We start from the raw sequence: 25,599 nt of genomic DNA, 5'->3' as shown, positions 1-25,599 counted from the left end.
AACACGCGTCCGGCATATTCGTGGGTGTCGGCAGGAGCGGTGGGGGTACCTCCCAGGCGTTGAGCACTGGGGGAGGCTCCCCGCCCCACCGGCGACAGAACGGCGTCACGGACCTCCGGAGCGGCTCCCGGACCTCCACCGACGCCACGGACGCGTAGGTCTGGCCTGACCCGGCCCGCGTCCCTCGCGGGGACCGCCGTCGTCCCGCCCCCCGTAAGGGGGTGCGGCGGTCCCCGCGCACACCTTTTCCCCCGCGCACACCTCTTCCCCCGCGCACACCTCTTCCCCCGCGCACACCTCTTCCCTCGCGCGCACCTCTTCCCGGCGCCCCGGACCGCTCCTCGTCGACCTCGGGTCCGCGCGGACCCCGCTGCCCCCGGACGCCGCCGGGCGTGCCCGGCCGGCCTCCGGGGGCCGGATCCGCGTCCGTGCCGCCGGCCGTCAGCCCTCCCAGTCGCCGTTCTGCGAGGATCCGCGCCGCCGGCCGAACAGGCCCGGGTTGGTCCGGGCCGCCTGGACGACGTTGACGCCGACGATGCCGACCCAGGACACGATCAGGCCCGGCAGGCCGGCCGCGCCCGCGCCGATCCCGGACAGCGGGATCGCCAGCACCAGCGAGACGATCCCGAAGCCGAAGCGCTCGCCCCAGGAGTCGGTCGCCCCGGACGGGCGGCCGCCCCGGGCCGACACCATCTGCTGCTCCGCGAACTGCCGGCGCACCCGGCGCTCGACCGCGCCGTCGATGCGCTGGTCGACCTTCTCCAGGAACGAGTCCACCAGCGCGGACTCGTACTCCTCGCCCAGCTCCCTGCGGGCCTGCAGGGTGGCGTCGAGTTCCTTCTTCAGCTCGGTGTCCCGCGCGTCCATGGTGGTCTCCCGTCCGGTCATGGGATCCACGGTAGGCAGCGGTCGCGGCGCGGGCACTGGGGTTAGCCCCCGTGTCGGTAGGGGGGCCCGCCGACGGTCCGGCATCCGGGCGGACCGTCCGGACCGTCGGCGGGCCGGCGTCCGGGCACCCGCCCGCCGGCCGACGGCGACCGGTGCCGCCCCGCTCGCCTTGCCCGGCTGTATGACGTCATGCAGAGTTACTGACCGGTGAATAGCTCGGCGGGCGGACGCCCGGAGGGGGAACGAGGCATGAGCGCGGACAGGGACACGGGAGCGGACGGGGACACGCCCGGTGCGGGTGCGGGTGCGGGTGCGGGTGCGGCGGACGGCGCCGGCTCCAGGGCCGCCGACAGTCCGGCCAACCGGCTCCAGGCCCTCTTCGAGGGGCACCGGCTGACGCCCACCCAGCGGCGCATCGCGCACAGCATGGTGCGCCGTGCCGCCGACGTGCCCTTCCTGTCCAGCGTCGAGCTGGCCGAACTCGCCGGGGTCAGCCAGCCCTCCGTCACCCGCTTCGCGGTCGCCCTCGGCTTCGACGGCTACCCGGCGCTGCGCCGGCACCTGCGGGAGGTCGCGCCCGCCGAGCAACAGAGCGCGGACTCGGCGTCGTACAACGAGTACCAGCAGGCCGTCGAGGCCGAGATCGAGAACCTGCGGCATCTCGCCGAGGCGCTCGCCGACCCGCGGCCGGTGCGGAAGGCGGGACGGCTGCTCGCGGCCTCCCGGCCGCTGCCGGTGCTCGGACTGCGGGCCGCCGCCTCCCAGGCGTACGGCTTCGCCTACTTCGCCGCCAAGGTCCACCCCGACGTCCGGCTGCTGCACGAGGGCGGCACGATGATCCACGACCGGGTCGACGCGGCCGTCCGCGCGGGCGCCTCCGCGCTGCTGTGCTTCGCGCTGCCCCGCCATCCGCGCGAGGTCGTCGACACCCTCGCCTACGCCAGGGAGGCCGGGCTGACCGTGGTGACGGTCGCCGACTCCGCGTTCGCGCCCGTCGCCAAGGTCTCCGACCTGCTGCTGCCGGCCGCCGTCGGCACCGGCCTCGCCTTCGACACCGCGTGCGCCCCGATGCTGCTCGGGCGCGTGCTGCTGGAAGCCATGTGCGACGACCTGCCGGACGCCCAGGCCCGGTTGGAGGAGTTCGACGCCAGGGCGGCGGCACGGGGCCTGTTCGTGGAGTGAGCCCGCCGTCCCGCCCGTCGCGGGACCCTGCCGCCCCTTCTCGCGCGCTTCTCATGGACATCTCACGTTCGCTCGCTAATCTGCCCGATCGGAACGGGATGTGATGCGTCATCGGAACGGGATGTGACGCGTCCTGATGCGTCCGGGCTACGAGGAGGCGGAACATGGCACGTGGAGGTCAGGGACTGGCTCGGGTGGCCGTCGTCGTACGGGCCGGGGCCGCGCCCCTGTGGTGGGGCGGAGTGCTCGCGGCCGGTGTCGGCGTACTGCCGCCCGGGATCACGGGGCGGCGGATCGGGGTGATGGCGGGGGCCGTGCTGTTCATCGTGGCGGCGGCCGTGGTCCCGCTGGTGCGGCGCAAGCGGTACACCGCGCTCGCCCGCGCCGCCGTCCGGGCGGGCAAGCACGATGTGCTCCAGGACCGCGGGGTGACCGTGCGCAACTGGCGCCGCGGTCACCGCTGGTGGCTGCTGTCGGCCTTCGTCGCCGCGCTGGGCGGCGCGTTCGCCGTGCCGGCCGCGGGCGGTCTGCTGCTCGCCGGGTGCGGCGCGGGGCTGCGGCTCAAGGCCGCCTGGCTCGGGAGGCTGGAGCGGGCCGAGGACGCACTGTTGTGGGTGCGCGTCGACTGGCTCGCCGCGGACGGCGGCCGGCCGGTCGGCAAGGCGGTCGGGTCCTACCGCAGCACGGGCATCGCGGCGGGCGACGCGGCCCCCGGTGGAGCGCGCCGCCGCACCGCGGCACTCGTGTAGCCCGGGTGGTACGGGTGGTCCGGGCGGCTCGTGCGGCGCGGCTTCCGCGGCCGGTGGAGGCCCGGCGGGTCAGACCTCCAGGTCCTCCTCGATCCGCTTCAACTGGTGGCGGGCCATCGCCAGGTTGGCCCGCTTGCCGTCCAGGACCAGGTAGAGGAAGAGGCCGTTGCCGCCGCGCCCGCTGATCAGACGGATCAGGTGGTACTGGTCGGACAGCGTGATCAGGATGTCCTCGATCTGGGCCTTCAGCCCCAGGTGTTCCATGGTGCGCATCTTGGCGCGCACCACGTCGGTGTTGCCCGCGGCGGCGACGTTCAGGTCGAAGCTCTTGCTGCCGCCCAGCGTGCCCAGGGCCATGCCGCTGGTGTAGTCGACGAGCGCGACGCCGGTGGCGCCCTCGATGACGGCGAGACATTCCTTGAGCGTGGTTTCGGTGTTGGCCATGACGGTTCCTCGGTTCCTCTCAACTTTCGGTGGTGGTACGGGGCTCGGTGGTCGTGGGACGGGAGGCGCGGGCGCTCCTGGTCCGGGTGACGGCCGGCGCGGCCGGGGCGGGGGCGCGCGCCCGCTCGGCGGCGTCGACGAGTTCGCCGACGCGGGCGCCGGAGCGGCGGCTCTCCAGATGCAGCCGGCCGACGTTGACGCGGTCCTGCGCGAGCACCGTCAGCACGGCGTTCTCCCCGGCCGCGTACGTCGCCACGTAGCCGTACACGCCGCGCACGAGCAGCTCGCGGAAGTCGCCCTGGCCGGTGGTGTCCGCCAGCCGCACGGCGACGGCCAGGGCGGTCGCGGTGAGCGCGGCCACCCCCTCCGCCTCCACGCCGGGCGTGTCGTGGGCGAGGACGAGGCCGTCCACACCGGCCACGAGCGCCCCGGTCAGCTGGGGCACCCGCGTCCGCAGCCGCCGCAGCTCGGCGAGCATCTCGGGTCCCGCCGCCATCAGCTCGCTCCTCTCGGCACGCGGTCGCTGCCGTTCAAAGGGCCTCCAGCGCATCCCTGAGCCTCTTCAGCAAGGTGATGTCGGGGTCGTCGACGTGGGGCAGGAAGAGGGCCGGCGGCGGTTGCGGGACGGGGGGCGGGAACCGGGCGGTCACCAGCCCCGCCGCCGCCAGCCGCCGGACGTCCACGAGGGTGGGGAACGCCCGCCGGCCCAGCTCCCCGGCGATCTCCGACGCCGTGCGCACACCGTCCACCAGCGCCAGCACCGCGCGCTGCCGGGCGGACGGCGGCGGGGCGGCGGCCGGGTCGGCCCGCAGCAGCGGCGCGCTGTCCGGCAGCGGATCGGGCCACAGGCGGTGCAGCAGCTCGCGGCGGCGCAGCGTCTCCCGCTCCACCGCGTCGACCGGGACCGGCCGCAGCGCGCCGAACCAGTGACCGGCTCCGTACCGGAAACGGCCCGGGGAACTGCTCGGCGCGAGCGCGAAGTACGCGGCGTCGTACAGGGCCCCCAGGTGGCACAGCTCCAGCGCGCTCCGCCCGATCCGGCCGGCGTCGAGCAGCAGCCGGGCGGCGCCGCGCGTCTCGTCGGCCCGCTCCACCGCCTCCCACCAGACGCGGGGCTCCAGCGTGCCGTGGGTCAGGAGGAGCACGTCGAGGCCCGGGGCGAAGGGGCTCTCGGCGTGCACCACCCGGCCCTCGGCCAGGTAGATCGCCCCGCGCTCGCGCTCCAGGACGCCGGTGGCCCGTTCGGCGGCCAGCCGGGTCAGCATCGGCGAGACCGCGCCGCTCGCGTACTGCCGGCCGGCCACTCTGTCCCGCAGGGGCAGCCGGGGCGGCGGGGTGGTTTCCACGACGGTCATCCCAGCACCAGCCGTCCGGCCATCTCGCCCAGCCGGATCCGGGCCAGCGCGAGATTGCCGTCCGACCGGGCCAGCCACACGTGCAGGAACACGCTGCTGTCGAAGGACGTGGGAACGAACCGCAGGACGTGGTAGCTGTCCCGGTTGCTGATGATCAGGTCCTCGACCGGAGGGTCGGCTTGCTCCCCGGCGTCGTCGGGCGTGAACGCCCGCTGTTCCGCCGTGAGCCGCGCGACCTCCGCGGCCTCGGCGGCCGCGGCCTCGTGGTCACCGCCCGGGAACTCCCCGACCGTGCCGAGGGCCAGCCCGCTGGTCCAGTCGACCAGTGCGGCTCCCCGGGCTCCGGGCAGCCGCATGGCCTCCAGTAGACACTCGTCGATTCCGGGCACCGTTGGCTCCCCTCCTGCCTGCGGTTCGGCTGAGTGAGGAAGAAGCTACGCAACGTGTGCGACATGAGTGAGTCTTCTGGCATTTTCCAGCGGAACATGCTCGGCGGTGACTAGGGTGGGTCGACTGACCTCCTTTTCCGCACAGTTCAACACCGTGTCGCCGGGCGCGTGTCAAGGGCGCGCGGGCGGAGGGGCGGGTGGTGCGGGGACGGTCGGTCGCCCCGCCCCCCGGTCGCGCCGGGGTCCCGGCCGTCGGCCGCCGGTCCCCGCCGCCGGCCGCCTCCCGGTCCCCGCCGGTCCTCGGCCTCCGGCCGCTGCTTCGCCGACGTGCCGGCGCCCACGGGTGACGCGCCCGAGATCTCCACCGGAGCCGTTTCTCCGCTCCGGGGCCCCGCGTTCCTTCGGCGCCCGCTTCCGGCCCCCCGCCCCCGCCCCGCGCCTGTCCCGCCTCGTTCGCCGCCCGCCCCGCGCTCCCGGCGTATTGACTAGGCCTATTCATCAAGTCAGGATGTGAATAGTCACTGCAACAATGCGTCGGGATCCCCCACCCTCCAGGAGGCAGACCATGTCAGGACCCCGCCCGCCCGCCTCCCACCACCACCCTCAGACGAGGCCCTACGGGCCGCCCCCCGGTGGTGTCCGAGCGCCGCGCGGTACGGAACTGAGCGCCCTGGGATGGCAGCAGGAGGCCGCGCTGCGGATGCTCCAGAACAACCTCGACCCCGAGGTCGCCGAGCACCCCGACAAACTCGTCGTCTACGGCGGCACCGGCAAGGCGGCCCGTGACTGGCGCTCCTTCGACGCGATGGTGCGCACCCTGCGCACGCTGAAGCAGGACGAGACCATGCTCGTCCAGTCCGGCCGCCCGGTCGGCGTCATGCAGACCCACGAATGGGCCCCGCGCGTCCTGATCGCCAACTCCAACCTGGTCGGCGACTGGGCCAACTGGGAGGAGTTCCGCCGGCTCGAGCAGCTGGGGCTGACCATGTACGGCCAGATGACGGCTGGCTCCTGGATCTACATCGGCACCCAGGGCATCCTCCAGGGCACCTACGAGACCTTCGCCGCCGTCGCCGCCAAGCAGTTCGGAGGCACCCTCGCGGGCACCATCACCCTGACCGCCGGCCTCGGCGGCATGGGCGGCGCCCAGCCGCTCGCCGTCACCATGAACGACGGCGTGGCGATCTGCGTCGACTGCGACCCCCGTGCCATCGACCGCCGCATCGAGCACCGCTACCTGGACGTCCGGGCCGACAGCCTGGAGCACGCCCTCCAGCTGGCCGTCGAGGCCCGCGACCAGCGCAAGCCCCTCTCCATCGGTGTCCTCGGCAACGCCGCCGACCTGGTCCCGCGGCTCCTCGCGATGGGCGCCCCCATCGACATCGTCACCGACCAGACCTCGGCCCACGACCCGCTGGCCTACCTGCCCACCGGCATCGCCTTCGAGGACATGGCCGACGCCGCCGCGAAGGACCCGGCCGGCTTCACCACCCGGGCCCGCGAGTCGATGGCCCGGCACGTCGAGGCGATGGTCGGCTTCCTGGACGCCGGCGCCGAGGTCTTCGACTACGGCAACTCCATCCGCGGCGAGGCCCGACTGGCTGGATACGACCGGGCGTTCGCCTTCCCCGGCTTCGTCCCCGCCTACATCCGCCCGCTGTTCTGCGAGGGCAAGGGCCCCTTCCGCTGGGCAGCCCTGTCCGGCGACCCCGCCGACATCGCCAGGACCGACAGGGCGATGCTGGACCTCTTCCCCGAGAACGAGTCCCTCGCCCGCTGGATCAAGCTGGCCGGCGAACGCGTCCACTTCCAGGGCCTGCCCGCCCGCATCTGCTGGCTCGGCTACGGCGAGCGCGACAAGGCCGGCGAGCGGTTCAACGACATGGTCGCCGCCGGTGAGCTGGCCGCGCCGCTGGCCATCGGGCGGGACCACCTCGACTGCGGTTCCGTCGCCTCGCCCTACCGCGAGACGGAGGCCATGCTCGACGGCTCCGACGCGATCGCCGACTGGCCGCTGCTGAACGCGATGGTCAACGTGGCCTCGGGCGCCTCCTGGGTGTCGATCCACCACGGCGGCGGCGTCGGCATGGGCCGCTCCCTGCACGCCGGCCAGGTGACGGTGGCCGACGGCACCAAACTGGGCGGCGAGAAGATCCGGCGCGTGCTGACCAACGACCCCGGCATGGGCGTCATCCGGCACGTCGACGCCGGATACGACATCGCCGAGTCGGTCGCCGACGAACGGGGCGTACGGGTGCCCATGCGCGAGGGTGACGACGCGTGACCCGCACAGGAGACGCACCGGGCGGCGACCGCGCGGCCGGGGCCGAAGACCCGTTTCCGGGCACGGGTCCGGGTCCGGTGCCGGGGCCGGACCCGAGGCCGGCAGGCGAGTCCTTCCACCGGATGTGGAGTGACCTGCGCCCGATCGGACGGCACCCGGAGTCCGGCGGCTACCGCCGCTACGCCTGGACGGCCGCCGACGCCGACTGCCGGGCCTGGTTCGAGGAGCAGGCCGAGGCACGGGGGCTGGCCCACGAGGTCGACCGCAACGGCAACCAGTGGGCCTGGCTCGGCGACCCCGCCGCCGGGGACGCCGTCGTCACCGGGTCCCACCTCGACTCGGTGCCCGACGGCGGCGCCTTCGACGGCCCCCTCGGCGTCGTCTCGGCCTTCGCCGCCCTCGACGAACTGCGCCGCCGGGGAGCGCGCTTCGCCAAGCCCCTCGCCCTCGTCAACTTCGGCGACGAGGAGGGCGCCCGCTTCGGACTCGCCTGTGTCGGCTCCCGGCTCACCGCCGGACACCTCACGGCCGAGCAGGCCCACCGGCTGACCGACGGCGACGGCATCACCCTCCCGCGCGCCATGGAGGCCGCCGGGTACGACCCCGACGCCATCGGACCGGATCCCGAGCGGCTCGCCCGGATCGGCGCCTTCGTCGAACTCCACGTCGAGCAGGGCCGCGCCCTCGACCTCAGCGGCGACCGGGTCGGCATCGCCAGCGCCATCTGGCCGCACGGCCGCTGGCGGTTCGACTTCCGGGGCGAGGCCAACCACGCCGGCACCACCCGGCTGACGGACCGCCGCGACCCGATGCTGCCGTACGCCGAGACCGTGCTCGCGGCCCGCCGCGAGGCCCGGCTCGCGGGTGCCGTCGCCACCTTCGGCAAGATCTCCGTCGAGCCGAACGGCGTCAACGCCGTCCCCTCCCTGGTGCGCGGCTGGCTCGACTCCCGCGCCGCCGACCAGGAGAGCCTCGACCAGGTGGTCGGCGGCGTCGAGGAGGCGGCCCGCGCGTACGCGCGGGCGCACGGCGTCGACCTGGACGTCGTCCGCGAGTCCTTCACGCCCGTCGTCGAGTTCGACCACGCGCTGCGCGACGAACTGGTCCGCCTCCTCGGCAAGGACGCCGACCTGAAGGTCCCCGTCCTCGGCACGGGCGCCGGACACGACGCCGGAATCCTCTCCGGGAGCATCCCGACCGCCATGCTGTTCGTGCGCAACCCCACGGGCGTCTCGCACTCCCCGGCCGAGTCCGCGGCCGAGGACGACTGCGTGGCCGGGGTGACCGCGCTCGCCGACGTACTGGAAGGGCTGGCCTGCCGGTGACACCGAAGACCTACTGGCTGGAGCACGCCTGGCTCGGCGACCGCGTCGCCCCGGGCGTCGCCCTCGACGTCGGCGACGGCCGCGTCGCCGCCGTCCGCACGGATGTCCCCGCCCCGCCGCCCGGCGCCGAGATCCTGCGCGGCCTCACCCTCCCCGGCCTCGCGAACGCCCACAGCCACGCCTTCCACCGCGCCCTGCGCGGCACCGTCCAGGTCGGTTCCGGGACCTTCTGGACCTGGCGCGAGGTCATGTACTCCGTCGCCGACCGGCTGACCCCGGAGACCTACCACCGGCTGGCCCGCGCGGTGTACGCCGAGATGGCGCTGGCCGGCATCACGGCCGTCGGCGAGTTCCACTACGTGCACCACGCGCCCGGCGGCACCCCCTACGCCGACCCCAACGCGATGGGCGAGGCCCTGATCGAGGCCGCCGCCGACGCCGGCATCCGCATCACCCTCCTCGACACCGCCTACCTCTCCGCCGGCTTCGGACAGCCCCCCACCGCCCACCAGCTCCGCTTCTCCGACGGCGACGCGGACGCGTGGGCCGAACGCTGTTCACTTCTCAAGGAACGGGATCACGCACGGATCGGGGCCGCGATCCACTCCGTACGGGCCGTGCCCGCCGACCAGTTGGCGACCGTGGCCCGGTGGGCCGAGGAGCGGCGGGCCCCGCTGCACGTGCACCTGTCCGAGCAGACCGCCGAGAACGACGCCTGTGCGGAGGTCCACGGCTGCACCCCGACGCAGCTCCTCGCCCTGCACGGCGTCCTCGGACCACGCACCACCGGCGTCCACAACACCCACCTCACCGCCGGGGACATCTCCCTCATCGGCGGCAGCGGCACCGGAACCTGCATGTGCCCGACGACCGAGCGGGACCTCGCGGACGGCATCGGACCCGCCGCCGCCCTTCAGAACGAGGGCTCCCCGCTCTCCCTCGGCTCCGACAGCCACGCCGTGATCGACCTGCTCGAAGAGGCGCGCGCCATGGAGCTGAACGAGCGCCTGCGCACCCGTACCCGAGGCCACTGGACGGCGGCGGCCCTCCTGCGGGCGGCCTCGGGCGACGGCCACGCGGCCCTCGGCCGGGACGACGCGGGCGCCCTGGAGCCCGGCGCGCCCGCCGACTTCACGACGATCGCGCTCGACTCGGTCAGGACGGCAGGGCCGCTTCCGCGGCTCGGGGCCGAGACGGCCGTATTCGCCGCGTCGGCAGCGGACGTGTCGCACACGGTCGTGGCCGGTCGGCACGTCGTGCGGGACGGGGTCCACCGCCTCGTACCGGACGTGCCGAAAGCCCTCGCGGACGCCGTCGCAGCCCTGCGCGGATGACCGCCGCCCGCCCGCCCGGGCGGCCGGCCCCCGCCCCCGACCCCACCGCCGACCAGGCCAGCAAGGACGCCATGAGCAACGCGACGACCGTCAGCCCCGCCCACTCCGCGAGCACCGCCAGCACGCTCATCACCAACATCGCGGCCCTGGTCACCAACGACCCCTCCCTGGGTGACTTCTCCCCCCTCGGACTGATCCAGGACGCGGCCGTCGCCATCGAGGGCGACCGCGTCGTGTGGACCGGTGAACGAAGCAAAGCACCCGCCACTGACAACCGGGTCGACGCCGGCGGCCGGGCGGTCGTCCCCGGCTTCGTCGACTCCCACTCGCACCTCCTCTTCGCAGGCGACCGGACCGAGGAGTTCAACGCCCGGATGTCGGGGCGGCCGTACAGCGCGGGCGGCATCCGCACGACCGTCGCGGCCACGCGGGCGGCGAGCGACGCCGACCTCGAACGCAACCTCACCCGCTACCTCGCCGAGGCCCTGCGCCAGGGCACGACGACCTTCGAGACGAAGTCCGGCTACGGCCTGACCGTCGCCGACGAGGCCCGCGCCCTGCGCGTCGCCGCCGCCCACACCGACGAGGTCACCTACCTGGGCGCCCACATCGTCCCCCCGGACCTCGCCGACGACCCCGCCGCCTACGTCGCCCTCGTCACCGGCGAGATGCTCGACGCCTGCGCCCCGCACGCCCGCTGGATCGACGTCTTCTGCGAGCAGGGCGCCTTCGACGGCGACCAGGCCCGCGCGATCCTCACCGCCGGCCGGGCCAGGGGCCTGCACCCCCGCGTCCACGCCAACCAGCTCTCCCACGGCCCCGGCGTGCAGCTGGCGGTCGAACTGGACGCGGCCAGCGCGGACCACTGCACCCACCTCACCGACGCCGACGTGGACGCCCTCGCGAACAGCGCGACGGTCGCCACGCTGCTGCCCGGCGCCGAGTTCTCCACCCGGGCCGCGTGGCCGGACGCCCGCCGCCTGCTGGACGCCGGCGTCACCGTGGCCCTCTCCACGGACTGCAACCCGGGCTCGTCCTTCACGTCCTCGGTCCCGTTCTGCGTCGCGCTCGCCGTGCGCGACATGCGGATGACCCCCGACGAGGCCCTCTGGTCGGCCACGGCAGGCGGCGCCGCGGCCCTGCGCCGCACGGACGTGGGCCGCCTGACCCCCGGCGCCCGCGCCGACCTGGTCCTCCTGGACGCCCCCAGCCACGTCCACCTGGCCTACCGCCCCGGTGTGCCCCTCGTCTCGCAGGTGTGGCGACGGGGCGTGCGGGTGGCCTGAGAGGGCTCGCCCGCGGCCCCGCGCCCCTCCTCTGCGGCTCCGCGCTCCTCGCCCGCGGCCCCGCGCCCCTCGCTCACGGTTTCGCTCCCCTCGCCCGCGACCGTGCGTCCCCGGTCCGCCACCGACCGCCCCCACGCCGTACCGGCGAGGACCAGCACCGCGCCCGCGAACCCCGGCCACCCCGGCCGGTCCCCGGCGAGCGCGATGCCCACGGCCGCCGCCCACACCGGCTCGGTCCCCAGCAGCAGGCTGACCCGGGACGGCGACGTACGGCGGACGGCCCACATCTGCACGAAGAACGCGAACAGCGTGCAGAACACGGAGAGGTAGACCAGGCCGGCCCAGTCCCCGGCGTCGAAGCCGGCAGCGGCGGCCCACGGCGAGGCGCCCGTCCCCGGCATCGCCACCAGCACCGCGAACACGGCGACCGCCCCGCCCAGTTGGACCGTGGTCAGGGACAGCGCGTCCGCCCCCCGCACGGACTCCATCCGCGCCATCGCCAGCACGTGCACGGTACGGGCGACCGCCGCCCCCAGCATCAGCAGATCGCCCCCGGACGGAGCGGTGAACCCGGCGCCCTGCGTCAGCAGCGCCACCCCCAGCACCGACACGCCCGCCGCCGCCAGGAACGCCCCCGGCAGCCGCACCCCGCGCACCCGGCTCTCCGCGAGCGGCGTGAACACCATGGTCAGGCTGATGATCAGCCCCGCGTTCGTGGCCGAGGTGTGCACCACCCCGTACGTCTCCAGCAGGAAGATTCCCGCGAGGACCAGCCCGAGCAGCCCGGCCCCCCGCCACTGCGCGCCGCTCAGCGCGCGCAGTGGCCGCCGGCCGACGGCCACCAGCACCGGGAGCACCACGGCGAACCGCAGCACGAGCACGGCCGGCACGGTGTCGGCGGTGGTGACGCCCTTCGCGGCGAGGTAACTGGACCCCCACACCACGGCGACCAGCAGCACGGGAACGTCAACGAGGCGGCCGAGGCGGGCCGGGACGGCGGGGGAGTCGGGCATGGGGTTCCTCACGAGCGGACGACGTGGCCGACCCAGCAGCGCCGCTGGTCATGGGGCGGGGCCAGCGTAGTCGTCGCGGGGAGTCCGGCCAGTGGGTTTCCACCCAGTGGGTTTCCACGACGAGGACACCCGCCGCGACGCCCCCGCGCGCGTACGGCCCCGCACGGCAAGGCCGCGCCCGGGTGGCGGCATCCGACCGCTCACCCGGGCGCGGACCGCACTGGTCTCCGGCCGGCCCCGGTCCCACCGGGGAGGCGCGCTCACTCCTCCAGCGTCAGGCCCTTGCGCAGCCGCACCAGCGTGCGCGACAGCAGCCGCGAGACGTGCATCTGCGAGATGCCGAGTTCCTCGCCGATCTCCGACTGGGTCATCCCGGCGACGAAGCGCAGCGAGAGGATCTTCCGGTCGCGGGGCGCGAGTCCGGCGATCAGCGGCTTCAGCGACTCGACGTACTCGATGCCCTCGAGTCCGTGGTCCTCGTAGCCGATGCGGTCGGCGAGGGCGCTCTCCGCGTCGTCCTCCTCCGGCTGGGCGTCCAGCGAGGCGGCGGTGTACGCGTTCGAGGCGGCCATGCCCTCGACGACCTCCTCGCCGGGGATGCCGAGGCGCTCCGCCAGCTCTGCCACGGTGGGGGCGCGGTCGAGCTGCTGGGCGAGTTCGTCGCCGGCCTTGGCCAGGTCGATCCGCAGCTCCTGGAGCCGGCGCGGGACGCGCACGGACCAGGACGTGTCACGGAAGAACCGCTTGATCTCGCCCACGATGGTTGGCATCGCGAAGGTGGGGAACTCCACACCACGGCTCAGCTCGAAGCGGTCGATCGCCTTGATCAGGCCGATCGTGCCGACCTGGATGATGTCCTCCATGGGCTCGCTGCGGGAGCGGAAGCGGGAGGCCGCGAACTTGACCAGGGCGAGGTTCAGTTCGACGAGGGTGTTGCGCACGTACGAGTATTCGTACGTGCCTTCCTCCAGCGACTCCAGTCGCTCGAAGAGGGTCTTGGACAGGGCCCGCGCGTCGACCGGTCCGACCTGGTCGTACGGCGGGATCTCCGGGAGTCCTGCGAGGGCGTCTCGGGGATCGCCGCTCCGCTCGATGGGATTCAGGTGTTCCGGAGGGGGTGTCGACGTCGCCCTGTGGGTATGCGGAGCGTCGAGCCGGGATGACATGATGTCCTCCATCGTTCTCGGCATATGGCTGCCGAAGCCAGTGCGTGCACTACGGTGTGCGGCGCCTCCAAAGCCGGCCGTGTCGGGTGTGTTCCTCTAGCCCTACCCGCTTTACTCAGCCGATCGCAAGTGCGGTTTGTTGGGTTGTGTCCGTTTGTGGGTGATTGTTCGGCTGTTGGAGTGCGGATCGAAGGCGTAGTGTTCGAGGGCGTCAGCAGCAGTCACGACCTCGGGAGAGACACGGCATGGACCGCGGGACGGTCGGCAGCGCACAGTCTGGCCGGCTCATGGTGGAAGTGCGGGAAGAGGGCACCAGTGCCGTCGTGACCCCCGCCGGTGAGCTGGATCACCACACGGCCGATCTGTTGCGCGAGCCACTCGACGAGTGCCTCGCCAAGGGGCTGAGCCGGCTGGTCGTGGACTGCTCCCGGCTGGAGTTCTGCGACTCCACGGGGCTCAACGTCCTGCTCGGCGCCCGCCTGAAGGCCGAGGCCGCGGGCGGCGCGGTGCACCTGACGGGCATGCTGCCCGTGGTGGCCCGGGTGTTCGAGATCACCGGCGCGGACGCCGTCTTCACCGTGCACGACACGGTCGAGGCGGCCCTCGCGGACGGCGACCGCTGACTCCGGGGCCCGCCCGTCGGCCCGTACGGCGGCCGGGCGCGACCGGGACTCCCGCGCGCCACGGACGACCGGGGGCGGACGGGCCGGTCACCTGTGGGCGAACGAGGGGTGTTCTGCCGGTCGTGTCGGGCAGGAGACACCTGAACATGTCGGTGGCACAGCACGAGGAGAGGGCGGGATGCGCAGACCGACCGTGCAGTGGCCGCTGAACGTGTACGGGGATTCCGGCACCGCCGGGGTGTCGTGCCCCCTGGGGATCCCCCGTCGTGCGAACGACGAACCGCGGCACGAACTGAACGCTGAAGTGAACCCTGAACTGGTGAATCGGTGAGGTGAAGCGCTGATGAGCACCACCCGGCCTTACTCGCCGGGCGACCGCGGCCCGGAGCCCAGCGGCGCTTCCGGAGCGTCGTCGGGTCGTCAGGTCCGCACGCTGAGCTTCGACGGCGAGAGCGGTGTCGTCCCGCTCGCCCGCGACTTCGCCCGTCAGGCGTTGTACGCGTGGGGCTGGCTGCCCGCCGGAGGCGCCGACCAGCGGGCCGCCGCCGAGGACGTGCTCCTCGTCGTCTCCGAGCTGGTGACCAACGCCTGCCTGCACGCCGAGGGGCCCGACCGGCTCCAGATCGGCTGCGACAACAAGGTGATCCGCGTCGAGGTCTCCGACCGCGGCAGCGGCCAGCCCGCCCCCCGCAACCCCCACCGCGCCGGCCGCCCCGGTGGCCACGGCATGTTCATCGTGCAGCGCCTCTGCCTGGACTGGGGGGTCGTACGGACCCCGGGCGCCGCGGGCAAGACGGTCTGGGCGGAACTGGGCGCCCCGGCCTGAGCCACGGCGCCGGGAGTCCTCGCCCCCGAGACCCCCGGTACGACCCCCACCCGCACTCCGACAGGCCGGCGGACCCGCCGAACGCGCGCGGGGCCGCCGCGACCGGAGTCGTGGCGGCCCCGCGGGAACCGTGAGGGCGTGGGGGAGGGGACGTCAGCGGACGTCGCCCATGAGTTCCTTGACGCGCTTGCGGTACATCCACACCGCGACACCGGCGACCACCGCGAGCGCGGCCTCCATCGCGACGATGCCCGTCCTGTTCAGGTCGACGCCGGCGATGGAGAGCAGACCGGTGGTGGCGTCACCGGCGGTGACGGCCAGGAACCAGACGCCCATCATCTGCGAGGCGTACTTCGCCGGCGCCATCTTCGTGGTGACCGACAGGCCGACCGGGGAGAGCAGCAGCTCACCGACGGTCTGCACGAAGTAGATCGCCACCAGCCACATCGCGGCCGCCTTGTGACCGCCCTCGGCGATCGACAGCGGGGCGAGGAAGAGGAAGAAGGACGCGCCGACCAGGACCAGGCCCGAGGCGAACTTCACGATCGTGCTCGGCTCCTTGCCGCGCTTGTTCAGCGCGAGCCAGAACCAGGCGAAGACCGGGGCCAGGGCCATGATCAGGACCGGGTTGACCGACTGGTACCAGGAGACCGGGAACTCCCAGCCGAGGACGGTGTTGTCGGCGGAGGAGTCGGCGAAGATCGACAGGGTCGAGCCGCCCTGGTCGTAGATCATCCAGAACACGGCCGCGGCCACGAAGAACCAGATGTACGCGGACATCTTCGACTGCTCGGGGCGGTCGAGCTCCCTGTCCCGCTTGATGTTGACCAGCACCATCACCGGGATGATCACACCGAGCAGGGTCAGCGGGACCAGGATCCAGTTCAGCGTGTAGTGGCCGGAGAAGCCGACGACCGCGTACGCCACGACGGCGATGCCGGCCCAGATCGCGGCCTTGCGCAGCGTGCGGGCCTTCTCCTCGGCGGACAGCGGCTTCGGCACGAGGCTGGAGCGGTCGGCCAGGTGGCGGCTGCCGAGCAGGAACTGCGCCAGGCCCAGCGCCATGCCGAGCGCGGCGAGCGCGAAGCCGAAGTGCCAGTTCACGTTCTCGCCGATGGTGCCGATGATCAGCGGGGCGGCGAAGGCACCGAGGTTGATGCCCATGTAGAAGACGGTGAAGCCGCCGTCACGGCGCGGGTCGTCCGGACCGTCGTAGAGGTGGCCGACCATCGTGGAGATGTTGGCCTTCAGCAGACCGGAGCCGATCGCGACCAGGCCCAGACCGGCGTAGAAGGTCCCGGAGGACGGCAGGGCCAGGGTGAGGTGGCCGAGCATGATGACCGCACCGGCGACGGCGACGGTCCTGCGCGGCCCCCAGACGCGGTCGCCGAACCAGCCGCCGGGCATGGCGAGCAGGTACACCAGCGACACGTACACGGAGTAGATCGCGGTCGCGGTGCCCGCGTTCAGGTGCAGGCCGCCCGGCGCGACCAGGTACAGCGGGAGGAGAGCCCTCATGCCGTAGTAGGAGAACCTCTCCCACATCTCGGTCATGAAGAGAGTGGCCAGTCCGCGGGGGTGGCCGAAGAAGGTCTTCCCGGTTCCGGGGGTTCCCGGGCGGACCGAGTCCTTCGTCAGGCTGGACGCCATGGTCGTTCCTTGCTGGTCGGGACGCGCGGTGGAGCGTGCGCGCCCGGTTGGGGCGGCCGGCACCGGCTCGATCGGCCCGTCCACCCACGCCCACGGGGGAGCCGCTCCGGGTCACGGAACGGCGGACGGCGACCACCGGGATCCACGCCCCGCGAGTGGGGGCCCGGCCACAGGTCATTCCTTTCGAGGGCCGGCGGAGAGCCGGCCCGCACACAAAAGAGACCCTCAGCGTCAAGTCGAGCGCCAAAGGTCCCCGTGGTGCTACAGGCGTCCTTTCACCATACGGCAGGACAGAACCGGATATGGAAGGACTTGAGGCGCATATCACAGGCCAGGCAGGAACCGGGGCGAGGTTTCCAAGGTCCATACCAGGATGGCATCCCGCGACCTCAGGTCCGTACCAGGGGCGGCGGGCTACTGCGGGCGGGTTGTCCGGCATGTCCCCGAGTAAGAGCCGGGGCCGGGCATCACACCCTTGGCCCAGTCCCACGCGGACTACCATCGCCTCATGACCCGTGTACTGCTCGCCGAGGACGACGCGTCCATTTCGGAGCCGCTGGCCCGCGCCCTGCGCCGGGAAGGGTACGAGGTCGAGGTGCGTGAGGACGGCCCCTCCGCGCTCGACGCCGGAATGCAGGGCGGCGTCGACCTGGTCGTGCTGGACCTCGGGCTCCCCGGCATGGACGGCCTGGAGGTGGCCCGCCGGCTGCGCGCCGACGGCCACGCCATCCCCATCCTGATCCTCACCGCGCGCGCCGACGAGGTCGACACCGTCGTCGGACTGGACGCGGGCGCCGACGACTACGTCACCAAGCCGTTCCGGCTCGCCGAACTCCTCGCCCGCGTCCGGGCCCTGCTCCGGCGCGGCTCCGTCGAACCCCAGCAGCCGCCCGCCACGCACGGGGTCCGCATCGACGTCGAGTCGCACCGCGCCTGGATGGGCGAGGAGGAACTCCAGCTCACGGCGAAGGAGTTCGACCTCCTGCGGGTCCTCGTGCGCGACGCCGGCCGGGTGGTCACCCGCGACCAGCTGATGCGGGAGGTCTGGGACACCACCTGGTGGTCCTCGACCAAGACCCTCGACATGCACATCTCGTGGCTGCGGAAGAAGCTGGGGGACGACGCGGCGAACCCCCGCTACATCGCCACGGTGCGGGGCGTGGGCTTCCGCTTCGAGAAGAGCTAGCCGCTTCGAGGAGAGCAGACCGGCGGCCGGCCGGCCGGTGAAGGGCATGACCCGGCGTCGGCCCGGCCGGTCAGGGGCCCGGTCGAGGAGGGCCGCGGTCGCCGAGGGCCGGCCGGCGGCAGCCGCGGGTCACCGCCGTCGGGGCCGGCCGCGCCCCGTGGCGCAGCCGGGTGCGGACGCGGCCCCGTCCCGGGCGAGCCGCCCCCACCCGTCCCGTGAAGCCACCGTCCGGAGGGCCCTGTGCGTCGCCGTCTGATCCAGTCCACGCTGGCCGTCGTGCTCGTCGTGATCGCCGTGTTCGGGGTCTCCCTCGTCATCGTCGAGACGCGCACGATCAGCAACAGCGCACAGGAACGCGTCGAGCTGGAGGCGGCCCGCCTGGCCAGCATCGTGGACAGCCGGCTCGCCGGCGCCGGGACCGTCGACGCCGAGGTGCTGCGCAGCCAGCTCACCCACGAGCGGTACGCGGTGATCCGGATGCCCGGGAAACCGGTCATCGCGGTCGGCAGCCGCCCCGAGGGCGACGTCATCCGGGGCGAGGCCCGGGGCGAGGAGGGGGAGACCGTCGTCGTCGAGGAGCCCCGCTCCTCCGTGACCCGCGAGGTCGGCCGCACCCTGCTCATCATCGGCCTGGTGGCACTGCTCGCGGTGGTCGCCGCGGTCCTCCTGGCCATCCGCCAGGCCAACCGGCTCGCCTCCCCGCTCACCGACCTCGCCGAGACCGCCGAACGCCTCGGCTCCGGCGACCCCCGCCCCCGCCACAAGCGGTACGGCGTCCCCGAGCTGGACCGGGTCGCCGATGTGCTCGACTCCTCCGCCGAACGCATCGCCCGCATGCTGACGGCGGAACGCCGGCTCGCCGCCGACGCCTCCCACCAGCTGCGCACCCCGCTCACCGCCCTGTCCATGCGCCTGGAGGAGATCACCCTCACCGACGACCCGGACACGGTGAAGGAGGAGGCCACGATCGCGCTGACCCAGGTGGAACGCCTCACCGACGTCGTACAGCGCCTGCTGACGAACTCCCGCGACCCCCGCACCGGCTCCGCCGTCACCTTCGACCTCGACGAGGTCATCCAGCAGCAGCTCGCCGAGTGGCGCCCGGCCTACCGCGGGGTGGGCCGGGCGATCGTCAGCTCCGGCAAGCGGCACCTCCAGGCGGTGGGCACCCCGGGCGCGGTGGCCCAGGTGCTGGCGGCCCTCATTGAGAACTCGCTCATGCACGGCGGCGGCACGGTCGCCCTGCGCACGCGTGTCACCGGCAACCAGGCGGTCATCGAGGTCACCGACGAGGGCCCCGGCGTCCCCGCGGACCTCGGCGCCCGCATCTTCGAGCGCACGATCAGCGGCCGGAACTCCACGGGAATCGGCCTCGCGGTGGCCCGGGACCTCGCCGAGGCCGACGGCGGCCGCCTGGAGATGCTCCAGACCAAGCCCCCGGTCTTCGGCCTGTTCCTGTCACGAACGGCCCCGGAGAAGAAGCCGCCCCAGGACACGGAACCCACGGTGAGATGACCGGCCGGCCGGCCCGTCCGGGGCCGCGGCCCCGGGCCCCTCAGCCCACCCGCTGCTTCGCCGCGGCCTCGGCCGCCGTCACCCGCGACTCCCCGACCACGGTCCCCTGCCGGGGCAGCGCCTTGAACACCCACGTCCGGTAGGACCAGAACCGGAACAGCGTGGCGATCCCGATCCCCAGGAACTTGAACACGTTGCTCTGCAACGGGCTGTCCCAGCCGAACCCGTACGTCGCCAGGAACAGCAAGCCGTTCTCGATGACCAGTCCCACCGCGCTGAACAGCAGGAACAGGGACATCTCCTTCGTGCGCCCGCTCTTGTCCCGGTCCCGGTAGGTGAAGTACCGGAACCCGACGTAGTTGAAGGCGATGGCGACCACCGTGGCGATGACGCTCGCGCGCACCACCGGGAGGTCGGTGACGTGCCGCACGAAGTTGAACACACCGAGGTTGACCAGCAGGCCCGCCCCACCGACCGCGCCGAACTTGGCGAGCTCGCGGAAGACCCTCCGCAGCCGTCCTTCCCCCGAGGAACCATGTGCCATGGTCGTGCAGGCCCCCGTCCGGGTGTCGGTTTCGTCAACCCAGCCATGCTAACCACCCCCCTCGTGGGTTTCCTGTGCTGCCGCCCCACCGGTGCGCGACGGCCCGGCGGGAAGCCGGGAAACCGCCGGTACCGGGCCGGAACGGGCCCGGCAGGAGGCGCGGAACCGGCCGGTGCGACGTGGCCGATACCCTAGGGGCGTGACGTTCCCGGTAGTCGGCATGGTCGGCGGTGGCCAGCTCGCTCGTATGACACACGAGGCGGGCATCCCGTTGGGCATCAGGTTCAAGCTCCTCAGTGACACTCCTCAGGATTCCGCGGCCCAGGTGGTGAGCGATGTCGTCGTCGGCGACTATCGCGACCTGGACACGCTGCGCGAGTTCGCGCGGGGCTGTGACGTGATCACCTTCGATCACGAGCACGTCCCCACCGAGCACCTCCGGGCCCTGGAGGCGGACGGCATCCCCGTCCGCCCGGGCCCCGAGGCGCTCGTGCACGCCCAGGACAAGGGCGTGATGCGCGCGAAGCTCGACGCGATCGGCATCCCCTGCCCACGGCACCGCATCGTGGCCGACCCGGCGGACGTGGTCGCGTTCGCGGCGGAGGGTGGGGGAGGTTTTCCCGTCGTCCTCAAGACGGTCCGCGGCGGCTACGACGGCAAGGGCGTGTGGGTCGTGAACTCCGCCGAGGAGGCCGAGGACCCCTTCCGCGCGGGCGTCCCCGTCCTCGCCGAGGAGAAGGTCGACTACGTCCGCGAGCTGGCCGCGAACGTCGTGCGCTCCCCCCACGGCCAGGCGGTCGCCTACCCGGTCGTCGAGTCCCGGCAGGTCGACGGCGTCTGCGACACGGTGATCGCCCCCGCCCCCGGCCTCGACGAGACCCTGGCGCTCAAGGCCGAGGAGATGGCCCTGACCATCGCCAAGGAACTCGGCGTCGTCGGCCACCTCGCCGTCGAGCTGTTCCAGACCCGCGACGGCCGCATCCTCGTCAACGAGCTGGCGATGCGCCCGCACAACTCGGGCCACTGGACCATGGACGGCGCGATCACCTCGCAGTTCGCCAACCACGTCCGCGCGGTCCTCGACCTCCCGCTCGGCGACCCGCGCCCGCGCGCCGAGTGGACGGTCATGGTCAACGTCCTCGGCGGCGACTACCCGGACATGTACTCCGCGTACCTGCACTGCATGGCCCGCGACCCCCAGCTGAAGATCCACATGTACGGCAAGGACGTGAAGCCCGGCCGCAAGGTGGGTCACGTCAACACCTACGGCGACGACCTCGACGACGTGCTGGAGCGCGCCCGTCACGCTGCCGGCTACCTGAGAGGCACGATCACCGAATGAGCCCAGTCGTAGGCATCGTCATGGGGTCGGACTCCGACTGGCCCGTCATGGAGGCCGCCGCCCAGGCCCTCGACGAGTTCGAGATCGCGTACGAGGTCGACGTCGTCTCCGCGCACCGCATGCCGCGCGAGATGGTCGCCTACGGGGAGCAGGCCGCCGACCGCGGACTCAAGGTGATCATCGCCGGCGCCGGCGGCGCCGCCCACCTGCCCGGCATGCTCGCCTCCGTCACCCCGCTGCCGGTCATCGGCGTGCCCGTGCCGCTGAAGTACCTCGACGGCATGGACAGCCTGCTGTCGATCGTGCAGATGCCGGCCGGCGTCCCCGTCGCGACCGTCTCGGTCGGCGGCGCCCGCAACGCCGGTCTGCTCGCCGCCCGCATCCTCGCCGCGCACGACGAGGACCTCCTCACGCGGATGCGCGAGTTCCAGCAGGACCTCAACGACCAGGCCACCGAGAAGGGCAAGCGGCTGCGCGCCAAGGTCGAGGGCGGCGCAAACGGCGGCGGCTTCGGCTTCGGGAAGTGACGACGATGACCTTCCTGGAGCAGGCCCGAGAACTGCTGCGCGAACACCCGGTCGTCGACGGCCACAACGATCTCCCGTGGGCGCTGCGCGAGCAGGTCCGCTACGACCTCGACGCCCGTGACATCGCCACCGACCAGCACACCCACCTGCACACCGACATCCCCCGCCTGCGCGCGGGCGGCGTCGGCGCGCAGTACTGGTCGGTGTACGTCCGCTCGGACCTGCCGGGCGCGGTCCCGGCGACGCTGGAGCAGATCGACTGCGTACGGCAGCTCATCGACCGCCACCCCGAGGCGCTCAGGGCCGCCCTCACCGCGGCCGACATGGAGGCGGCGCGCGCGGAGGGCCGTATCGCCTCGCTCATGGGCGCGGAGGGCGGCCACTCCATAGCCAACTCGCTGGGCACCCTGCGCGGGCTGTACGCGCTCGGCGTGCGCTACCTCACGCTCACCCACAACGACAACGTGGACTGGGCGGACTCCGCGACCGACGTGCCGAAGGCCGGCGGGCTGACGGCGTTCGGCCGCGAGGTCGTCCGGGAGATGAACCGCGAGGGCATGCTGGTCGACCTCTCGCACGTGGCGGCGACGACGATGCGGGACGCGCTCGACGTCTCCGCCGCGCCGGTGATCTTCTCGCACTCCTCCTCGCGTGCGGTGTGCGACCACCCGCGCAACATCCCCGACGACGTCCTGGAGCGGCTGCCCGCCAACGGCGGCGTCGCCATGGTGACGTTCGTGCCGAAGTTCGTGCTCCAGGCCGCCGTGGACTGGACGGCGGCCGCGGACGAGAACATGCGCGCGCACGGCTTCCACCACCTCGACACCACCGCCGGGGCCATGGCGGTCCACCGCGCCTTCGAGGAGGCGAACCCCCGCCCGGTCGCCACCGTGGCGACGGTCGCCGACCACCTCGACCACATGCGCGAGGTCGCGGGCGTCGACCACCTCGGCATCGGCGGCGACTACGACGGCACCGCCTTCACCCCCGAGGGCCTCGGCGACGTCTCCGGCTACCCGAGGCTCCTCGCCGAACTGCTGGAGCGCGGCTGGTCGACGTCCGACCTCGCCAAGCTGACCTGGCAGAACGCGGTCCGGGTCCTGGGCGCCGCGGAGGACGTGGCCCGCGACCTGAAGGCCACCCGCCCGCCGTCCAACGCGACGATCGAGTCGCTCGACGGCTGAGGCCGACCGGAGCGGTACCGGAATGTCGTACCGGTTCGGTACGGCATTCCGGTACCGCATTCGGAAGGGGTGGCCGGTCATGACCGTAAGCGCCGGCGAAGCCCGCCGGGACCTGTTCCCCCTCATCAAGCGGGTCAACGACGATCACACGCCGATCCGGATCAGTTCGAAGAACGGTGACGCGGTGATCATGTCGGCGGACGACTACGAGGCGTGGCAGGAGACGGTCTACCTCCTGCGGTCACCGGCGAACGCGCGACGCCTGAGGGAAGCCGTGGTCCGGGACAAGGCGGGGGCGTCCACCGTCGCCAAGACCGTCGAGGAACTGCGGGACCTGGCGGGGGACGGGTGAGGAGCGTCCACTTCGACCCGGACGCCGGGGAGGACTTCCTCTTCCGGCTCGGTTCGGACCGCAGGACGGCCCGCCGGATCACCCACCTGATCGGGGAGATCCAGCGGGACCCCTTCACCGGCATCGGCAAGCCCGAGCCCCTCAAGGGTGACCTCTCCGGCTACTGGTCCCGCCGGATCGACGACGAGCACCGCCTCGTGTACCGGGCCGACGAGAAGGAAGTGAAGATCCTCAAGGCGCGCTACCACTACCACGTCTGAGGGCGGCGCCCCCGTGTGACGCCCACCCGGCCGGTCCGGACGCAGGACCCCTCGGCCGGGCCCGCGCCCTCCTCGCCGCCCGTCCCGTCGTGGACGGCCACAACGCCCTGCCCCGGGTCACCCGCTCAAGGGCACGCCGGGCGCGGGCCGGCGCTCATGACCGGGCGTGCTCGATACGGCACAGGCAGAACGGGTGTCCCGCCGGGTCGGCGTACACCTGGAAGTCCTTCTTCTCCCGGTCCTCCAGGTCCAGCGGCCGCGCGCCCAGCTCCAGCACGCGGGCGTGGGCCGCGTCGACCTCCTCCCAGGTGGCGCCGGCGTCGAGGTCGAGGTGGAACTGCTGGGAGTTGCGGTCGGAGCGCGGCCACTCGGGCGGGGTCAGCCCCTCCGCCCGCTGGAAGGCCAGCCGGGGCCCGCCGGGAACCTGGAGCACGTACCAGTCCTCGTCCCCCTCCTCGGCCTGCGGGGTGCCGCCGACGACGGCGGCGTAGAACTCGGCCAAGGCACGCGGGTCGGGGCAGTCGAGCACGACGGAACGCAGACGGGCGGCGGGTGGCATGACAGTCTCCTCGGCCGGTGTACGACGGATGCTGAGGCGGACGGGTGCCCGCAGGGGCCGTCGCCCTAACGCACAGGGAGTTCACACGTCACGCACCGCGCCCGTGCGGCACAATGCACACAGACGCCGGTTCGGCCGACTGAGCCTCGGCCGAACCGGCGTCACCCGCGTGCCGGGCGCCCTCGTTGCGGGCGCCCCCGTGCCAGGCACCCCCGTGTCAGGCGGTCGGGCGGCCCATCGCCCGGTACGTCCAGCCCGCCTTGCGCCACAGCACCGGGTCGAGCGCGTTGCGCCCGTCCAGGACCAGCCGCGCCGCCGTGACCTCGCCGAGCTGCGCCGGGTCCAGCTCCCGGAACTCCCGCCACTCGGTCAGGTGCAGGACGACGTCGGCGCCCCGGACGGCCTCCAGGGCCGAGTCGGCGTAGCCGAGCGTCGGGAAGACGCGGCGGGCGTTGTCCATGCCCTTCGGGTCGTAGACGGTCACCTGGCCGCCCTGGAGGTGGATCTGCCCGGCGACGTTCAGCGCCGGCGAGTCCCGCACGTCGTCCGAGTCCGGCTTGAAGGTCGCGCCGAGCACGGCGACCCGCTTGCCGAGGAACGGCCCCCCGCCCAGCGACTGCCGGGCCAGCTCCACCATCTGCCCGCGCTGGCGCATGTTGATCGAGTCGATCTCGCGCAGGAAGGTCAGCGCCTGGTCGGCGCCCAGCTCGCCCGCGCGGGCCATGAACGCCCGGATGTCCTTCGGCAGGCAGCCGCCGCCGAAGCCGATGCCGGCCCGCAGGAACTTCTTCCCGATCCGGTCGTCGTACCCGATGGCCTCCGCCAGCTTGGCCACGTCACCGCCGGCGGCCTCGCACACCTCGGCCATCGCGTTGATGAAGGAGATCTTGGTGGCGAGGAAGGAGTTCGCGGAGGTCTTCACCAGCTCGGCCGTCGGGAAGTCCGTGACGACGAACGGCGAGCCCTCCCCGACCGGTCCGGCGTACACCTCCCGCAGCGTCCGCTCGGCCCGCTCGCTGCGCACCCCGACCACGATCCGGTCCGGGTGCAGGGTGTCCTGCACGGCGAAGCCCTCCCGCAGGAACTCCGGGTTCCACGCCAGTTCCGCGTCCTCGCCGGCCGGCGCCAGCTCCGCGATCGTGCGGGCCAGCCGGTCCGCGGAGCCCACCGGCACGGTCGACTTGCCCACCACCAGCGCGGGCCGCTCCAGATGCGGGGCGAGCGAGGCGATCGCGGACTCGACGTACGACATGTCGCAGGCGTACTCGCCGTGCTTCTGCGGGGTGTTCACGCACACGAAGTGGACGTCGCCGAACGCGCCGACCTCCGCCCAGTCCTGGGTGAAGCGCAGCCGCCCGCTGGAGCCCTCGAACCCGGCGACGTGCCGCCGCAGCAGCTCCTCCAGGCCCGGCTCGTACATCGGGGTCTCGCCCCGCTCCAGCATCTCGATCTTCTCGCGCACGACGTCGAGCGCCAGCACCTCGAAGCCCAGTTCGGCCATGGCCGCGGCGTGCGTGGCACCGAGATAACCGGTGCCGATCACGGTGATCTTGAGGGCCATGCGTGCTCCTGGGCTGGGTCGGGCGGGGGCCGGATGCGCAACGAGCATAGTCGGG

General features: G+C 73.1%; 25 protein-coding genes and 1 pseudogene. 15 read left to right on the top strand and 11 right to left on the bottom strand.

Going from position 1 to position 25,599, the window contains the following annotated elements:
- Positions 1 to 441: 441 nt before the first annotated feature.
- Positions 442 to 867, bottom strand: coding sequence for a hypothetical protein (locus tag ACH4N1_RS10340; RefSeq protein WP_398096664.1), 426 nt, complete (start codon positions 865 to 867; stop codon positions 442 to 444).
- Positions 868 to 1,137: 270 nt separating this feature from the next.
- On the opposite strand from ACH4N1_RS10340, the gene ACH4N1_RS10335 reads away from it, so the two are divergent.
- Together ACH4N1_RS10335 and ACH4N1_RS10330 are read left to right on the top strand one after the other, a co-directional pair.
- Positions 1,138 to 2,070, top strand: a complete 933-nt coding sequence (locus ACH4N1_RS10335; protein ID WP_398096066.1) for a MurR/RpiR family transcriptional regulator — start codon at positions 1,138 to 1,140, stop codon at positions 2,068 to 2,070.
- A 164-nt stretch (positions 2,071 to 2,234) separates the two neighbouring features.
- Entirely contained in the window at positions 2,235 to 2,819 is a 585-nt protein-coding gene (locus ACH4N1_RS10330; RefSeq protein ID WP_398096064.1) for a hypothetical protein, read from the top strand.
- Positions 2,820 to 2,888: 69 nt separating this feature from the next.
- Here ACH4N1_RS10330 and ACH4N1_RS10325 read toward each other — a convergent pair whose 3' ends face one another.
- From ACH4N1_RS10325 to ACH4N1_RS10310, 4 genes are read right to left on the bottom strand one after another with little or no spacing between them, the layout of a single operon-like run.
- Entirely contained in the window at positions 2,889 to 3,263 is a 375-nt protein-coding gene (locus ACH4N1_RS10325; RefSeq protein WP_398096063.1) for a hypothetical protein, read from the bottom strand.
- 19 nt (positions 3,264 to 3,282) lie between these two features.
- Positions 3,283 to 3,759: a roadblock/LC7 domain-containing protein gene (locus tag ACH4N1_RS10320; protein WP_398096061.1), complete on the bottom strand. Its 477-nt coding sequence runs from the start codon at positions 3,757 to 3,759 to the stop codon at positions 3,283 to 3,285.
- 34 nt (positions 3,760 to 3,793) lie between these two features.
- Entirely contained in the window at positions 3,794 to 4,618 is an 825-nt protein-coding gene (locus ACH4N1_RS10315; protein WP_398096060.1) for a transcriptional regulator, read from the bottom strand.
- Positions 4,615 to 5,007, bottom strand: a complete 393-nt coding sequence (locus ACH4N1_RS10310; RefSeq protein WP_398096058.1) for a hypothetical protein — start codon at positions 5,005 to 5,007, stop codon at positions 4,615 to 4,617. Before ACH4N1_RS10310 ends, ACH4N1_RS10315 begins: the two co-directional genes overlap by 4 nt.
- A 565-nt stretch (positions 5,008 to 5,572) precedes the next feature.
- Here ACH4N1_RS10310 and hutU point away from each other — a divergent pair.
- The 4 genes from hutU (at position 5,573) to hutI (ending at position 11,236) form a co-directional block, all read left to right on the top strand.
- A complete protein-coding gene (gene hutU, locus ACH4N1_RS10305) occupies positions 5,573 to 7,291 on the top strand; it encodes a urocanate hydratase (protein ID WP_398096056.1) in 1,719 nt (572 codons plus the stop codon).
- 122 nt (positions 7,292 to 7,413) lie between these two features.
- Positions 7,414 to 8,616: an allantoate amidohydrolase gene (locus tag ACH4N1_RS10300; protein WP_398096054.1), complete on the top strand. Its 1,203-nt coding sequence runs from the start codon at positions 7,414 to 7,416 to the stop codon at positions 8,614 to 8,616.
- Complete coding sequence (locus ACH4N1_RS10295; protein WP_398096052.1) at positions 8,613 to 9,950, top strand: formimidoylglutamate deiminase; 1,338 nt, start codon at positions 8,613 to 8,615, stop codon at positions 9,948 to 9,950. The genes ACH4N1_RS10300 and ACH4N1_RS10295 overlap by 4 nt, the downstream gene beginning before the upstream one ends.
- The gene (hutI, locus tag ACH4N1_RS10290; protein WP_398096051.1) at positions 9,947 to 11,236 is read left to right on the top strand and encodes an imidazolonepropionase; all 1,290 of its coding nucleotides are present in this window, start codon (positions 9,947 to 9,949) and stop codon (positions 11,234 to 11,236) included. Before ACH4N1_RS10295 ends, hutI begins: the two co-directional genes overlap by 4 nt.
- 116 nt (positions 11,237 to 11,352) lie before the next feature.
- On the opposite strand, the pseudogene ACH4N1_RS10285 reads toward hutI, so the two are convergent.
- Positions 11,353 to 12,249, bottom strand: a pseudogene (locus tag ACH4N1_RS10285) (DMT family transporter); the annotation flags it as partial.
- Positions 12,250 to 12,509: 260 nt separating this feature from the next.
- Positions 12,510 to 13,427, bottom strand: a complete 918-nt coding sequence (locus ACH4N1_RS10280) for an RNA polymerase sigma factor SigF (protein WP_398096049.1) — start codon at positions 13,425 to 13,427, stop codon at positions 12,510 to 12,512.
- A 233-nt stretch (positions 13,428 to 13,660) separates the two neighbouring features.
- On the opposite strand from ACH4N1_RS10280, the gene ACH4N1_RS10275 reads away from it, so the two are divergent.
- On the top strand, positions 13,661 to 14,038 hold the full coding sequence (locus ACH4N1_RS10275; protein WP_382794555.1) for an STAS domain-containing protein: 378 nt from the start codon (positions 13,661 to 13,663) through the stop codon (positions 14,036 to 14,038).
- A 343-nt stretch (positions 14,039 to 14,381) separates the two neighbouring features.
- Positions 14,382 to 14,864, top strand: coding sequence for an ATP-binding protein (locus ACH4N1_RS10270; RefSeq protein ID WP_363086520.1), 483 nt, complete (start codon positions 14,382 to 14,384; stop codon positions 14,862 to 14,864).
- Between the two features lie 153 nt (positions 14,865 to 15,017).
- Here ACH4N1_RS10270 and ACH4N1_RS10265 read toward each other — a convergent pair whose 3' ends face one another.
- Complete coding sequence (locus ACH4N1_RS10265) at positions 15,018 to 16,514, bottom strand: oligopeptide:H+ symporter (RefSeq protein WP_398096047.1); 1,497 nt, start codon at positions 16,512 to 16,514, stop codon at positions 15,018 to 15,020.
- 508 nt (positions 16,515 to 17,022) lie between these two features.
- On the opposite strand from ACH4N1_RS10265, the gene ACH4N1_RS10260 reads away from it, so the two are divergent.
- Complete coding sequence (locus ACH4N1_RS10260) at positions 17,023 to 17,700, top strand: response regulator transcription factor (protein ID WP_366057401.1); 678 nt, start codon at positions 17,023 to 17,025, stop codon at positions 17,698 to 17,700.
- A gap of 240 nt (positions 17,701 to 17,940) precedes the next feature.
- A complete protein-coding gene (locus tag ACH4N1_RS10255) occupies positions 17,941 to 19,215 on the top strand; it encodes an ATP-binding protein (RefSeq protein WP_366057402.1) in 1,275 nt (424 codons plus the stop codon).
- Between the two features lie 40 nt (positions 19,216 to 19,255).
- Here ACH4N1_RS10255 and ACH4N1_RS10250 read toward each other — a convergent pair whose 3' ends face one another.
- Complete coding sequence (locus tag ACH4N1_RS10250; RefSeq protein WP_382788582.1) at positions 19,256 to 19,759, bottom strand: GtrA family protein; 504 nt, start codon at positions 19,757 to 19,759, stop codon at positions 19,256 to 19,258.
- A gap of 199 nt (positions 19,760 to 19,958) precedes the next feature.
- On the opposite strand from ACH4N1_RS10250, the gene ACH4N1_RS10245 reads away from it, so the two are divergent.
- From ACH4N1_RS10245 to ACH4N1_RS10225, 5 genes are all read left to right on the top strand, one after another.
- Complete coding sequence (locus tag ACH4N1_RS10245) at positions 19,959 to 21,101, top strand: 5-(carboxyamino)imidazole ribonucleotide synthase (RefSeq protein WP_398096045.1); 1,143 nt, start codon at positions 19,959 to 19,961, stop codon at positions 21,099 to 21,101.
- Positions 21,098 to 21,628: a 5-(carboxyamino)imidazole ribonucleotide mutase gene (gene purE, locus ACH4N1_RS10240; protein ID WP_398096044.1), complete on the top strand. Its 531-nt coding sequence runs from the start codon at positions 21,098 to 21,100 to the stop codon at positions 21,626 to 21,628. Before ACH4N1_RS10245 ends, purE begins: the two co-directional genes overlap by 4 nt.
- A 5-nt stretch (positions 21,629 to 21,633) precedes the next feature.
- The gene (locus tag ACH4N1_RS10235) at positions 21,634 to 22,812 is read left to right on the top strand and encodes a dipeptidase (RefSeq protein ID WP_398096662.1); all 1,179 of its coding nucleotides are present in this window, start codon (positions 21,634 to 21,636) and stop codon (positions 22,810 to 22,812) included.
- 79 nt (positions 22,813 to 22,891) lie between these two features.
- Positions 22,892 to 23,164, top strand: a complete 273-nt coding sequence (locus ACH4N1_RS10230) for a type II toxin-antitoxin system Phd/YefM family antitoxin (protein ID WP_398096042.1) — start codon at positions 22,892 to 22,894, stop codon at positions 23,162 to 23,164.
- The gene (locus tag ACH4N1_RS10225; protein ID WP_398096041.1) at positions 23,161 to 23,424 is read left to right on the top strand and encodes a Txe/YoeB family addiction module toxin; all 264 of its coding nucleotides are present in this window, start codon (positions 23,161 to 23,163) and stop codon (positions 23,422 to 23,424) included. Before ACH4N1_RS10230 ends, ACH4N1_RS10225 begins: the two co-directional genes overlap by 4 nt.
- Before the next feature lie 154 nt (positions 23,425 to 23,578).
- Here the strand turns inward: ACH4N1_RS10225 and ACH4N1_RS10220 are convergent, their stop codons facing one another.
- Both ACH4N1_RS10220 and ACH4N1_RS10215 read right to left on the bottom strand, forming a co-directional pair.
- On the bottom strand, positions 23,579 to 23,983 hold the full coding sequence (locus ACH4N1_RS10220) for a VOC family protein (RefSeq protein WP_398096039.1): 405 nt from the start codon (positions 23,981 to 23,983) through the stop codon (positions 23,579 to 23,581).
- Positions 23,984 to 24,200: 217 nt separating this feature from the next.
- Positions 24,201 to 25,544 carry a UDP-glucose dehydrogenase family protein gene (locus tag ACH4N1_RS10215; RefSeq protein ID WP_398096038.1) on the bottom strand — a complete coding sequence of 448 codons (1,344 nt, stop codon included), beginning with the start codon at positions 25,542 to 25,544 and terminating at the stop codon, positions 24,201 to 24,203.
- Between the last annotated feature and the right edge of the window lie 55 nt (positions 25,545 to 25,599).

The organism is Streptomyces sp. NPDC017202 (genome assembly GCF_044331705.1).
Lineage (GTDB): Bacteria > Actinomycetota > Actinomycetes > Streptomycetales > Streptomycetaceae > Streptomyces.
This window is presented reverse-complemented; position numbering and strand designations above follow the sequence as displayed.

Coding starts and splice junctions, on each gene's coding strand:
- ACH4N1_RS10300 (WP_398096054.1), top strand. CDS start 7,414: ATGTGGAGTGACCTGCGCCCGATCGGACGGCACCCGGAGTCCGGCGGC.
- ACH4N1_RS10265 (WP_398096047.1), bottom strand. CDS start 16,514: ATGGCGTCCAGCCTGACGAAGGACTCGGTCCGCCCGGGAACCCCCGGA.
- ACH4N1_RS10270 (WP_363086520.1), top strand. CDS start 14,382: ATGAGCACCACCCGGCCTTACTCGCCGGGCGACCGCGGCCCGGAGCCC.
- hutI (WP_398096051.1), top strand. CDS start 9,947: ATGACCGCCGCCCGCCCGCCCGGGCGGCCGGCCCCCGCCCCCGACCCC.
- ACH4N1_RS10250 (WP_382788582.1), bottom strand. CDS start 19,759: ATGGCACATGGTTCCTCGGGGGAAGGACGGCTGCGGAGGGTCTTCCGC.
- ACH4N1_RS10330 (WP_398096064.1), top strand. CDS start 2,235: ATGGCACGTGGAGGTCAGGGACTGGCTCGGGTGGCCGTCGTCGTACGG.
- hutU (WP_398096056.1), top strand. CDS start 5,573: ATGTCAGGACCCCGCCCGCCCGCCTCCCACCACCACCCTCAGACGAGG.
- ACH4N1_RS10315 (WP_398096060.1), bottom strand. CDS start 4,618: ATGACCGTCGTGGAAACCACCCCGCCGCCCCGGCTGCCCCTGCGGGAC.
- ACH4N1_RS10325 (WP_398096063.1), bottom strand. CDS start 3,263: ATGGCCAACACCGAAACCACGCTCAAGGAATGTCTCGCCGTCATCGAG.
- ACH4N1_RS10340 (WP_398096664.1), bottom strand. CDS start 867: ATGGACGCGCGGGACACCGAGCTGAAGAAGGAACTCGACGCCACCCTG.
- ACH4N1_RS10260 (WP_366057401.1), top strand. CDS start 17,023: ATGACCCGTGTACTGCTCGCCGAGGACGACGCGTCCATTTCGGAGCCG.
- ACH4N1_RS10275 (WP_382794555.1), top strand. CDS start 13,661: ATGGACCGCGGGACGGTCGGCAGCGCACAGTCTGGCCGGCTCATGGTG.
- ACH4N1_RS10220 (WP_398096039.1), bottom strand. CDS start 23,983: ATGCCACCCGCCGCCCGTCTGCGTTCCGTCGTGCTCGACTGCCCCGAC.
- ACH4N1_RS10215 (WP_398096038.1), bottom strand. CDS start 25,544: ATGGCCCTCAAGATCACCGTGATCGGCACCGGTTATCTCGGTGCCACG.
- ACH4N1_RS10320 (WP_398096061.1), bottom strand. CDS start 3,759: ATGGCGGCGGGACCCGAGATGCTCGCCGAGCTGCGGCGGCTGCGGACG.
- ACH4N1_RS10230 (WP_398096042.1), top strand. CDS start 22,892: ATGACCGTAAGCGCCGGCGAAGCCCGCCGGGACCTGTTCCCCCTCATC.
- purE (WP_398096044.1), top strand. CDS start 21,098: ATGAGCCCAGTCGTAGGCATCGTCATGGGGTCGGACTCCGACTGGCCC.
- ACH4N1_RS10280 (WP_398096049.1), bottom strand. CDS start 13,427: ATGGAGGACATCATGTCATCCCGGCTCGACGCTCCGCATACCCACAGG.
- ACH4N1_RS10235 (WP_398096662.1), top strand. CDS start 21,634: ATGACCTTCCTGGAGCAGGCCCGAGAACTGCTGCGCGAACACCCGGTC.
- ACH4N1_RS10335 (WP_398096066.1), top strand. CDS start 1,138: ATGAGCGCGGACAGGGACACGGGAGCGGACGGGGACACGCCCGGTGCG.